The organism is Acuticoccus sp. I52.16.1, assembly GCF_022865125.1.
Classification (GTDB): domain Bacteria; phylum Pseudomonadota; class Alphaproteobacteria; order Rhizobiales; family Amorphaceae; genus Acuticoccus.
This window is the reverse complement of the sequence record NZ_CP094828.1, coordinates 3,863,947-3,875,173: the sequence shown is the minus strand read 5'-3', so window position 1 is coordinate 3,875,173 and position 11,227 is coordinate 3,863,947. Positions and strand designations below refer to the sequence as shown.

Here is an 11,227-nt window from a genome sequence, read left to right as displayed (position 1 = left end):
CTACTCCTGGTAGGCGACGGTGATGGCGCGCTCGACCGCCTCGTTCTCGGGGAAGCGCGGCTCGACGTGCAGCATCGGGCCGACGCGCGAGATGACGTTGGCCACCGTCGGCGCGGCGTTCCAGCCGGCGGTCGCGTAGTGCTTGCCCTCTTCCGGCTTCGGCTCGTCGAGCACGACCAGGACCACGTACTGCGGGTCGTCGATCGGGAAGGCGGCGAGGTAGGAGTTGAAGCGCTTGTTCTTGTTGTAGCCGCCCTTGGAGGCCTTCTCGGCCGTGCCGGTCTTGCCGCCGACGCTGTAGCCGGGCACCAGCGCGCTGCGGCCCGACCCTTCCTCGCCGTTCAGCTTGAAGAGCGCGCGCATCTGCTGCGAGGCCTGCGGCGAGATCACCCGGCGGCCGATGCGCATCGTTTCCGCCTCGGAGCGCGGGTAGAAGGTCGGCGGCGCGTAGATGCCGCCGTTGATCATCGCCGCGGCGGCGACCGCGGTGTGCATCGGCGTCACCGAGATGCCGTGACCGAACGAGGTCGTCGCCTGGGTGATCTTGGGCCAGGACGAGGGCACCAGCGGCATCGCCGCCTCCGGTAGCTCCGACTCCAGCCGGTCGAGGAAGCCGAAGGACTTGAAGTAGGCCTTCTGCCGCTCCGGCCCGAGCATCAGCGCGATGCGCGAGGAGCCGATGTTGGAGGAGTATTGGAACACCTCCGCCGCCGTCAGCACGCGGTTCTTGCCGTGGAAGTCGCCGATGGCGTACTTGCCGATCTGGAGCTTGCCGCGCGCGTCGATCCGGCTCGACGGGGTGATGATGCCCGAATCGAGGCCCATCGCCAGGGTGAAGGTCTTGAACACCGAGCCCATCTCGTAGACGCCGGCCATGGCGCGGTTCATCCGCACCTCCTCCAGCGCCTGGGCGGGGTCGTTGGGGTCGTAGTCCGGCAGCGAGGTCATCGCGACGACTTCCATCGTCTTGGCGTCGAGGATGATCCCGATGGCCGCCAGCGCCTGGTAGCGCTCGATGGCGCGCGACAGCTCGTCCCGCACCGCATGCTGCACGCGAAGGTCCACCGAGAGCCGCACCGGCGCCAGGTCCCGCCCCTTGCGCGCGAGACCCGTCAGCTGCAACGCCGAAAGGCCGCCGCCGTCGATCGTCTTCTCCATACCCGCGATGCCGGCATTGTCGATGTTGGTGTGGCCGACGATGTGGCCCACCGTCGAGCCGCCGGGATAAAAGCGTTTCGTCTCGGTCAGGAAACCGATGCCGGGGATGCCCAGGTTGTGCACCGCCTCGCGCTTGCGGCCGGAAACCTCGCGCTGCAACCAGATGAAGCCGCGATCGGTCGACAGCTCTTCGCGCAGCTTGTCGGCGTTCAGCTCCGGGATCTCGCGCGTCAGCAGGTCCACCGCCTCGTCGACGTCGGTGATGTTGCGCGGCTCGGCGTAGAGCGACGCGGTGGCGAGGTCGGTCGCCAGCACTTCGCCGTTGCGGTCGACGATGTCGGGCCGGGCGGCCTGGACATCGTCCTGCGGCGAGGCGGCGTAGAGCGAGGCGGCGACGGCGGGGGCCGACGCCAGCGTGACGAGGCGCGCCGAGATGACGCCGAGGATCGCGACGCAACCCAGGAGGAGGAGCGCGATGCGCCCGCGGGACCCGTCGTTGCGAACTGAACTGCGCCTCATTCCTCGCCCCCCTTCCTGTTCTCGCGAATGGCCGCGGCGACGTCGCGCACCGTGGCGATCTGCTTGCCCTCGATCGGCTTCAGCCGCAGGACGTCTGCGTGCCGGTCGACCAGGGCCTGCAGGCGCTGCGGATTGTCGAGTGCGCCCCACTCGGCCCTAAGTTCGCTGATTCTCTGCTGCTCGGCGGCAATCTTTCGATTCAGTTCACGGATTGCGAACGCATCGCGCTCTGCCTCCTTCTTCATCACGAAGACGGCGGCCGCGCTGACGGTCGCGGTCGAGATGGCGAGGACGAGGGCCGCGAAGCGGACCGGGCGCTTCATCATCAGATCCCTTTCAGCCGAACGTTCGGAACGAGGGCGGTGAGGTCGAGTGGGAGGGCCGGCGCGTCGGTGCGCGTGGCGGCACGCAGCTTGGCCGAGCGGGCGCGCGGATTGCGGGCGGCCTCCGCCTCGCCGGCCGACAACGCCCGCTTGGCCGACGGCGCGAAGCTCGCCGCGGGACCGGAGACGACCGGCATGTGGCGCGAGCCGCCGCCGGCGCCGGCGCGTTCGGCGAGGAAGCGCTTCACGATGCGGTCCTCCAGCGAGTGGAAGGCGACGACGACGAGGCGGCCGCCGTTGGACAGGATGCGTTCGGCGGCGGCGAGGCCGCGGGCGAGTTCGTTCAGCTCGTCGTTCACCGCGATCCGCAGCGCCTGGAAGGTGCGCGTGGCGGGGTGGATGCCGGGGCCGGGCTTGAGCGCCCGCTCGCACACCGCGGCGAGTTCGGCCGTGCTCGCCAGCGGGCGGGCGGCGACGATCGCGCGGGCGACGCGGCCGGCGTGCCGCTCCTCGCCGAAGGTGCGCAGGAGGTGGGCGAGGTCCGACACGTCGGCCCGGTTGCAGATGTCCGCCGCCGTCGGCCCGTCTGCGCCCATACGCATGTCGAGCGGGCCGTCGAAGCGGAAGGAGAAGCCGCGTTCGGCCTGGTCGAGCTGGAACGACGAGACGCCGACGTCGAGCACCACGCCGTCCACCGTCTCGAGACCGAGGGCGGCGAGGTGCGTGTCCATCGCGCCGAAGGTGCCTTCGACCATGGTGAAGCCCGGCTCGGTGATGGCCCGGCCTCTGGCGACGGCGTCCGGATCGCGGTCGATGCCGATCACCTGGGCGCCGGCCCCCAGGATGGCACGCGTGTAGCCGCCGCCGCCGAACGTTGCGTCGACGATGCGCTCGCCCGGCTTGGGGGCGAGTTCGGCCATCACTTCGGCGAGCATGACGGGGATGTGCGCGGATGGGGCGCTCTCCCGATCCGCCGTCATCGGTCCGGGCTCTCCGGGCCGGGGGGGCGCTGCCCCATCATCTCCGCGAGGCTGAGCCCGCCGCCGCCGGCGGCGCGGGCGCGGCCACGGCTGCCCGCCTGACGCATCACTTCGAGGGCACGGGCCTGCGAGGCCTGGCGGTGCTCTTCGTACTTCTCGGGCGTCCAGATCTGGAACTTGTAGTTCATGCCGACGAACACGACTTCCTTGTCGATGCCGGCGTGCTTGCGGATCGTATCGGTGAAGACGACGCGGCCTTCACTGTCGATCCGGAGCTGCTCGGAGGCCCCGTAGAAGGTCATCGCCAAGGCTTCGTGCTCTTCGGTCATGGGATCGAAGTCTGCCAGTCGAGACTCGAGAACGTTCAGCAATTGAAACCCTCCCGCATCGACTGTGGGAGCGGTGAAGGAACGGTAGCAGTAGAGGCCGTCGTACCCGTCCTTCGCCAAGGCCGATCGAAAGGGCGCGGGTATGGATACGCGCCCTTTTGCGTCGAGCTTGTTCGTGAAGTTCGAGACGAACCCGGCCACCCCAGCTCCTACGCTGGCGGCCTTGTCACCGCCCGTCAGGTTTCCCGCACCGCTCCGTGACGGGATGATTTGGGATACCATGGGCTCCCATGGGCGTCAACGAAACGATTTACCAAACCGGTCGCATTCGAACGACCTGGGCCAGGTGTGACGATCCTGCAACGGTGAGAAATATCCGCACATTCTGCGGCATTTTCAAGCCCCAACGCCCCTTCGGAGCCATCCGATTCGCCATCCCGAACGACCCCACGTGCGTCCTGGCGGGTGCGACGCCGACTGCTTGTGCGCGGTCGCGTGTCAGATAATCGCAGGTGCAGGGCGCGTGGGCGGGGTCGAAAAGGGGGGACCGGCCCAAACCATCCCATGCCGCAGGCCCACGCGATCCCAGCCGCGGCCCCATGCCCTCCCATGCGCGGCACCGGCCACCGGCGCGCGGCGACGCGGCCGCGCGTCCGCCCTCGCCCGGCGCGGCGACGCGACCGCGCGCCGGGCGCGGCGGCCCGATCAGAGTTAACGAGGAGAGGTTTGCCAGCCGGTCTGTAAGCCGGGTTCTGTATGGCGAGGGCGAACCCTCACGTGACGACCATTCATCTGGGACGCCCGTTGCCGGACGCCTCCTGCGACCCACCCGGGTGGTTATGGCCGGAAACGCGCCACCACCCCTATGCGGTCTTGCTCCCGGCGGGGTTTGCCGTGCCGGAGACGTTGCCGCCTCCGCGGTGGGCTCTTACCCCACCGTTTCACCCTTACCGGCGGGCGAACCCGCCGGCGGTCTGATTTCTGTGGCACTTTCCCTGGGGTCACCCCCGCCGGGCGTTACCCGGCGCCGTGTTTCCGTGGAGCCCGGACTTTCCTCCCCGACGGCCTTTCGACCTTGTCGGAGCGGCCGTCCGACCGGCTGGCCGGGGGGATATGACCCGCCCGCCGCGCGAACGCAATGCGCCGCGGGCGATCAATCGCCACCACGGAACGGAAAAACGGAAAGGAAAAAGGGGTCCGACCAGTGGCCGAACCCCAGTTGAGGGAGGAGCGACACCACTGTCGCACAATTCCTGCCGTACGGGGATAACCGAGAATACACACTCGACGGTTGCGGCAAGCCTCGCGCAAGCCTTGCAGCAAGATTTCTCGAATTATGGCCGAAATGTGCCCTCTTTGGTCACCCTAAGCTATCGAGATAATTGACGATTCTGGTCATCGCGGTGCTCAGACTGTCCTTGCTGCGCAAAAAGCACACTCGAACATATCCTTCCCCGTTTTCCCCAAAAGCGGTCCCCGGAGCCGTCCCGACCATTGCTTCGTCGATCAACTTGAAGGCCGCTTCCTGAGACGATTCGATTCCTGCAACCTTGAAGAAGGCATAGAGCGCCCCGTCCGGCGGCGCATACACCACACGGTTGCGCCCGCCGAGCGCCTCCGAGACGATGTCACGCCCCTCCCGCGCCCGCTCGATCATCGACTTGACGAACCACTCGCCGTCGTTGATCGCGGCGATGCCCGCGCGCTGCATGAACGGAGCGACGCCCGAGGTGGAATACTGGATGAGGTTCTCAAGCGTCTGCTTCAGCGCCAGCGGGGCGTGGATCCACCCCATGCGCCAGCCCGTCATCGCCCAGTTCTTGGAGAAGGTGCCGACCCACAGGATGCGGTCGTCCGCCTCGGCGATGTCGAGGAAGGAGGGCGCGCGGGTGGCGCCGGTCCAGATGTAGCGGGAGTAGATCTCGTCGGCGATGATCCAGAGCTCGTTGGCGCGGGCGAAGGCGAGCAACGCCTCCATCTCCTCGCGCGTCGCCGTCCAGCCGGTGGGGTTGGCGGGGGAGTTGATGAAGATCGCCCGCGTGCGCGGCGTCAGCGCCCGCTCCAGCGCCTCAACCGTCAGCACCCAGCGCCCCCCGTCCTCGTCCATCGGCACGACGACCGGGTTGGCGCCGATCACCGTCGACGCGCCGGCCGCGTTGGGCCACGACGGGGTCGGGATGAGGATCTCCTCGTCGTGCCCCACCGTCAGCGCGACGCAGAGCTGGATCGCCTGCATGCCCGAGCCGGTGACGAAGAAGGTATCCGGATCGAACGGGCGGCCGAACTGATCCTCGTAATAGCCGGCGATCGCCTCGCGCAACTCGGGGATGCCGCGCGAGTGGGTGTAGAAGGTCTCGCCGTCGTACAGGGCCTTGGCGGCGGCCTCGGCGATGAACCGCGGGGTCGGCAGGTCGCCCTCGCCGGCCCACAGCGGAATGACGTCCGGCCCCTTGGCGCGTCCGTAGTTGGCCGTGCGGATGATCCCCGAAATCGGCGTCCGCTGTGCTGCCGGCCGAACAGCCGCCAATAGATCGCCCATCTGCGCTCCCTCCTGATGACGCCGTCGAGTGCCACGCGCGCCGGGGAGCGTCAAACGAGTTCGTTCAGCATATTTTCAGATCGGACCCGCAATGCTTCACGAGCTCTCGAACTGTCTCGCGTAGGGAGCACGGATTGGACCGCCCGGCCCGCATGCGCGAGGGGCCGGGCGGCCCCGCCGGAGGCTTCGGCGAGGCGCGGCGCGATGCGGGCGGCTCCGCGGCAAGGCCCCGCAGCGGTGCCTTGAATGCGGCGAGCCCCCTCGCCCCGCGGTGAGAGTGTGATAGGCTGAACGGACGGTGCCCGAGCGGGACCGCCGACCCCACCATTGACCCAGTTGCGACCAACAACAGACGAGCGATGCGCATCATCCCCGCCGCCACGGTCTTGTCGATCGGCACTGTCGCCTTCCTGGCGCTCGCCGCTCCTCGACTCTACACCGGCTTCGAGGAACGCGAGATCCGCCGCGAGCTGCAAGCCGCCACCCCCGGCGACACGCTGGACGAGAAGGTGCGCGCCGCCCTCGCCGAGGACGACATCGCCGGCGCCGTCCAGTACGCCGAGCTTGCGGACGAGCTGGGCAAACCCGTCGCGCCTCAGACCGCGGCCGCCCTCGTCGACGCGCAGAGCCCGGTGCAGACCGTCCTGCGCAACGCCGGCGACTTCGCCGGCGCCTACATCACCGGCCATGCCGATTCCGCCGCGGGCCTCGCCGGCGCCGTGGTCTCCGACCTCACCGTCGTCGGCGACGTGCGCGACATCATCCGCGAAGGCGGCAAGGCGGCCGTGGGCGAGGACTACTCACAGTTTCTGCTGACACTCGCCGCCGTCGGCCTCGCGGCCGAGGGGGTGACCCTCGCGACCGGCGGCGGCTCGCTCGTCCTCAAGGCCGGGATCTCGGTGCTGAAGGTCGCCAAGCGCACCGGCAACCTCACCACCGCGTTCGCGGCACGCCTCGTCAAGCTCGCCCGCGCCGCCGGCCGCCCGGCCGACACCGCCGTCGCCAGCGCCGGCCCGGTGGTCGTGCGCACGCGCCGGGCGATGGACGACGTCCCCCGAGGCCTCGCCCGCGCCGAGCTGAAGACGACGCTGGGCGCCGTCTCGACCATGGCCGGCAATGCCGGTCCGGCCGAGGCCGTCCGCCTGATGCGCTACGTGAAGACGACCGACGACGCGACCGAACTCGCGACCTTCACCAGCCGCTTCGGCCGCCGCAGCCGCGCCGTCGCGGAGCTGACGGGCAAATTCACCCTGCGCGCCTTCCGCGTCACCATGCGGGGCCTTCGCCTCCTCGTCGGCTTTCTCTACAGTTTCGTCGCCTGGGTCGTCGGGCTGGTCGCCTTCCGCGTCGTGAAGGGCGTCCTGCGCGCGGTCCTCTCGTTGTTCCGCGGCGCCTTCGTTGCCGTCGCCCTGCCCTGATCCCCGGGGCTCTGCGCCGTTCGAGCGAGGGTAATCGCGCGTGACACTCTACCTGCCGATCGCGGAGATGCCCGTCAGCGTCCTGCTCGTTCTCGCCATGGGGGCGGCGGTGGGGCTCATCTCCGGCCTCTTCGGCGTCGGCGGCGGCTTCCTGATGACGCCGCTGCTCATCTTCTCCGGCATCCCTCCCGCCGTCGCCGTCGCCTCGGTGACGCCGCAGATCGTCGCCAGCTCCACCTCCGGCGCCCTCACCTACTGGCGACGCGGGCAGGTCGACTTCAAGCTGGCCTTTCTCCTGATCCTCGCGGGTGCGTTCGGTGCCTACGCGGGCGCCGAACTGTTCGCCGCGCTCGGCAGCCTCGGCCAGCTCACCCTCGTGATCGCCATCTGCTACACGATCTTCCTCGGCGCCATCGGCGGGCTGATGGTGAACGAGAGCGTGCGGGCGATGCTGCGCGCCCGCGCCGCCCGCAAGCGGGGCGAGACGCTGGCCCCCATGCGCCGCTCCGCCTCGCGCGGCTGGATCCACCGCCTGCCGCTGAAGATCCGCTTCCGCCGCTCCAAGCTCTACATCTCCGTGCTGCCGGTGATCGCGCTCGGCGCGTCGATCTCCTTCCTCGGCACGCTGCTGGGCATCGGCGGCGGGTTCATCATGGTGCCGGCACTCATCTACCTCCTCAAGGTGCCGACCTCGGTCGTCGTCGGCACGTCGCTGGTGCAGATCGTCGGCGTCATGGCGATCGCCACCGTCAGCCACGCCATCGCCTCGCAGACGGTCGACATCATGCTCGCCTTCATCCTCATGCTGGGGGGCGTGATGGGGGCGCAGATCGGCGCCTCGATGGGGCAGGCGCTGCGGGGCGAGCACCTGCGCGCGCTGCTGGGGCTCCTGGTCCTCATCGTCGGCGTGCGGTTCGCGCTCAACCTGGTCCTCCCGCCCGAGGATCTCTTCGCCATCACGACGCTGGCGCCATGAGGGGGTTGGTCCTCGCCGTCATGCTCGGTCTCCTCGCGACGCAGGCGCGCGCCGAGACGCTGACCGTCGCCCTCTCCAGCGACGAGATCGCCATCGGCTCCAACTTCTCCGGCACCCGCCTGTCGCTGTTCGGGGTGGTCGAGCGGGACGAGAACACGGTGGCCCGGCCGGGCGCCTACGAGGTGATCGTCGTCGTGCGCGGGCCGGACCAGACCGTGCTGGTGCAGCAGCGCATGCGGCGCTTCGGCATCTGGGTGAACGATGCCGGCGAGCGGTTCGACAAGATGCCATCCTACTACGGCCTCTTCGCCACCCCCGGCGCGCGCGAGCTGATCGAGGACGAGGACGGTGTGGCGCGGCGGCTGTCGCTGACCATGCTGGGCACGGAAGGGTCCACGCGCGAGGCGCAGCGGGCCGCCCACCGCGCCGCCCTCGCCGAGGCGAACCGCGAGGACGGGCTCTACGTCGAGCAGCTCGACGGGATCGAGAAGCTGAGCAAGACCTTCTTCCGCACCGAGGTGCCACTGCCGCCGCTGCTGGACGACGGGCGCTACCGGGTCTTCGTCTTCCTCTATGCCGGCGACACGTCGATCGCCACGGATGAGCTGGGCTTCGACGTGCAAAAAACCGGTTTTGAGCAGCGCATCTTCGAGTGGAGCCGCACCGAGCCGTTGTTCTACGGGCTCGGCGCGGTCGCGCTGGCGCTGGTCACGGGCTACATCGGCGGGGTCGTCTTCCGTCGCGGCTGAGGGCGGGCCCGTCAGCCTTTGGGGCGGCCGATGGCGATGGCGTCGAACACGGCGCGGGCGGTGGCCGCCAGCGAGGCGCCGCCGGTTTCGAGCGCCTCCTGAAGGCTCGCCGGACCGCGGCCGATCGCGAACGCGGCACAGACCCCCTCGGCGGCGAGTTCGGCCGGGGTGACGGCGATGCGGCCGGCGAAGGCGATCACCGGCTTGCCCGCCGCCATCGCCGCACGCGCGACCGCCACCGGCCCCTTGCCCGAGAGCGACTGCGCGTCGAGCGAACCCTCGCCGGTGATGACGAGGTCGGCCGCGGCGATCCGCTCCTCGAGGCGCTGTTGGCGAAACACCAGCGAGAAGCCGTCGACCGCCTCGGTCGGCGCCGCGGCGGCGAGGCCGACCATGATGCCCCCCGCCGCCCCGGCAAAGGGCGTGTCGGCGAGCGGGGCGGCCCCCTTGGCCGTGGCGAGGCGGCCGTCGAAATGGGCGAGAGCGGCGTCGAACGCGTCGATATCGTCCGCGGCGACGCCCTTTTGCGGGCCGAACACCCGTGCCGCGCCCCGCTCGCCGACGAGCGGATTGTCGACGTCGGCGGCGAGGATGATGCGCACGCCCGAAAGGCGCGGATCGAGGCCGGAGAGATCGACCGATTCGACGGTGCGCAGCGCCCGGCCGGCGGGGCGCACCACGGGCTCCTCGTCCGCCGCGAAATACCGCGCGCCGAGCGCTTCGAGGGCGCCGGCCCCGCCGTCCACCGTGATGGAGCCGCCGACCGCCACCACGATTTCGCGCGCCCCCGCGTCGAGCGCGGCGCGGATGAGGTCGCCGATACCGGCACTGGTGGCACGGTCGGGGTCGTAGCCGGCGGTCACATGGGCGTGGCCCGCGGCGCCGGCCATCTCGATGACGGCCCGACCGGCGGCCCCGTCGTAGCCCCAGGGGGCGTCGATGGTGCCGTCGAACGGGGCGGTGACCGCAGTGGTGCGGAACGCGAGAGTGGGGCTCGCCAAGGCGTCGAGCGTCCCTTCCCCGCCGTCGGCGATGGCGATGGCGATGGCGTTGCCAGCGGCGGTGAGATCGCTCGAGGCGAGCGCCTCGAGGATGATGGCGTTGGCTTCGCGCGCCGTCAGGCTGCCGCGAAACTTATCGCATGAGACGAGAATATCCACGGAAGGTCGACGTCGTCCGCCTGTGTGTCAGCCGACGGGGGCGGGGTGGACGGGCATCTGCCAGCCCTGTGCGATATCGTCCATGATCCGGGCGCGGTGCTGAGGGCTCTCGGCGAGCAGGTGGACGTGAACCTCGGTCGCGCCGGACTTGATGGCGCGCATCAGCGCCGGGCCATAGTGGGCGAAGAGATCGTCGCTGACGTTCTCGCACGCGCCGACCATCAGCGGGGTGCAGCTCCCATTCGGCTCGCGCCTGACCAGAACGAAAGTGCCGGGCTCATCACACGAGAAGCCTTTGATGTCGAACACGGACGTGACGTACCAGGCGCTCGACCAACCTTGCCACCAGAAGAGCGGCACCGCGTCGGGCGATCGTCCTGCCGTTTCCGAAGTGAAACCATTGATGAGCATGGGGCCTCCTTGCCAACTCTCGCGTTGCGCGAACTTGACACCGCTGACCTTACCGCATCGTGAAAGACCGAACGAACGTGGAACGGCTTACCCCCCACTATACACAGACTGTGGAAAACTTCCTGCGTTTCTTGCCAAACCCTCAACGTCACGACGCGAAGGCGAACTTTCCACAGCTATCACGCGCCTCACGACCCATTGCGGCTCGCCGTCAGGCCGCTGATTCGGATGCCGATTTCCACCCTCGCCGCCGGATGCATGCCAAAGCCGGCTTTGGAAGCCCTCGGCGCGAATTGATTCGCGACAGCCGGAATTTTCCTTCACCTGTGACACAAAGTGCCGGGCACTTTGCCGCCGAACGAGGCATCCCGGACGGGACCATCGCTTCCACCCGAGAGTCAATTCAGCGTCCGAAAATAAAGATTGTGGATAATTCGTAAACAAGGGATCGAAAAAGCACTCAATTCACACGTGTGTCATTCATAGATAGCTTATTTCACCCTTAGATTGTGTTTAGGGCCACGCCGCCGCTTTTTCACCGCAGAAGCTCGGAGGCAACCGGTTGACGTCGCGCAAGCGCTTGCGCGGCCGGTCGCATCCGCGATCCGGCAATTTAGAATGAGATCAACTTAAGGGGGATGAGAACTATGCCGCCGGGGCGGGCC

General features: G+C 68.9%; 10 protein-coding genes and 1 other RNA gene. 3 read left to right on the top strand and 8 right to left on the bottom strand.

Annotated features, from left to right (window positions below; genetic code table 11):
* The 6 genes from MRB58_RS17410 to MRB58_RS17385 form a co-directional block, all read right to left on the bottom strand.
* The gene (locus tag MRB58_RS17410; RefSeq protein ID WP_244778369.1) at nucleotides 1–1,677 is read right to left on the bottom strand and encodes a penicillin-binding protein 2; all 1,677 of its coding nucleotides are present in this window, start codon (nucleotides 1,675–1,677) and stop codon (nucleotides 1–3) included.
* The gene (locus MRB58_RS17405) at nucleotides 1,674–2,003 is read right to left on the bottom strand and encodes a hypothetical protein (RefSeq protein WP_244778368.1); all 330 of its coding nucleotides are present in this window, start codon (nucleotides 2,001–2,003) and stop codon (nucleotides 1,674–1,676) included. The genes MRB58_RS17410 and MRB58_RS17405 overlap by 4 nt, the downstream gene beginning before the upstream one ends.
* Complete coding sequence (gene rsmH / locus MRB58_RS17400) at nucleotides 2,003–2,980, bottom strand: 16S rRNA (cytosine(1402)-N(4))-methyltransferase RsmH (protein ID WP_244778367.1); 978 nt, start codon at nucleotides 2,978–2,980, stop codon at nucleotides 2,003–2,005. The genes MRB58_RS17405 and rsmH overlap by 1 nt, the downstream gene beginning before the upstream one ends.
* Entirely contained in the window at nucleotides 2,977–3,510 is a 534-nt protein-coding gene (gene mraZ, locus MRB58_RS17395) for a division/cell wall cluster transcriptional repressor MraZ (RefSeq protein WP_244778366.1), read from the bottom strand. The genes rsmH and mraZ overlap by 4 nt, the downstream gene beginning before the upstream one ends.
* Before the next feature lie 524 nt (nucleotides 3,511–4,034).
* An RNA gene (rnpB, locus tag MRB58_RS17390) (RNase P RNA component class A) lies at nucleotides 4,035–4,412 on the bottom strand.
* A 257-nt stretch (nucleotides 4,413–4,669) separates the two neighbouring features.
* Complete coding sequence (locus tag MRB58_RS17385; RefSeq protein WP_244778365.1) at nucleotides 4,670–5,848, bottom strand: pyridoxal phosphate-dependent aminotransferase; 1,179 nt, start codon at nucleotides 5,846–5,848, stop codon at nucleotides 4,670–4,672.
* Nucleotides 5,849–6,207: 359 nt separating this feature from the next.
* Here MRB58_RS17385 and MRB58_RS17380 point away from each other — a divergent pair, with 359 nt between their 5' ends.
* Genes MRB58_RS17380 through MRB58_RS17370 form a run of 3 tightly spaced genes read left to right on the top strand, consistent with a single transcriptional unit; the run spans nucleotide 6,208 to nucleotide 8,991 of the window.
* Nucleotides 6,208–7,266, top strand: coding sequence for a hypothetical protein (locus MRB58_RS17380; protein ID WP_244778364.1), 1,059 nt, complete (start codon nucleotides 6,208–6,210; stop codon nucleotides 7,264–7,266).
* Between the two features lie 40 nt (nucleotides 7,267–7,306).
* On the top strand, nucleotides 7,307–8,242 hold the full coding sequence (locus MRB58_RS17375) for a sulfite exporter TauE/SafE family protein (RefSeq protein WP_244778363.1): 936 nt from the start codon (nucleotides 7,307–7,309) through the stop codon (nucleotides 8,240–8,242).
* Nucleotides 8,239–8,991, top strand: a complete 753-nt coding sequence (locus MRB58_RS17370) for a TIGR02186 family protein (RefSeq protein ID WP_244778362.1) — start codon at nucleotides 8,239–8,241, stop codon at nucleotides 8,989–8,991. Before MRB58_RS17375 ends, MRB58_RS17370 begins: the two co-directional genes overlap by 4 nt.
* An 11-nt stretch (nucleotides 8,992–9,002) precedes the next feature.
* On the opposite strand, the gene MRB58_RS17365 is transcribed toward MRB58_RS17370, so the two are convergent.
* Together MRB58_RS17365 and MRB58_RS17360 are read right to left on the bottom strand one after the other, a co-directional pair.
* Nucleotides 9,003–10,151 carry a glycerate kinase gene (locus MRB58_RS17365; protein WP_244778361.1) on the bottom strand — a complete coding sequence of 383 codons (1,149 nt, stop codon included), beginning with the start codon at nucleotides 10,149–10,151 and terminating at the stop codon, nucleotides 9,003–9,005.
* Nucleotides 10,152–10,178: 27 nt separating this feature from the next.
* Nucleotides 10,179–10,562, bottom strand: a complete 384-nt coding sequence (locus MRB58_RS17360) for a hypothetical protein (RefSeq protein WP_244778360.1) — start codon at nucleotides 10,560–10,562, stop codon at nucleotides 10,179–10,181.
* Nucleotides 10,563–11,227 lie beyond the last annotated feature (665 nt).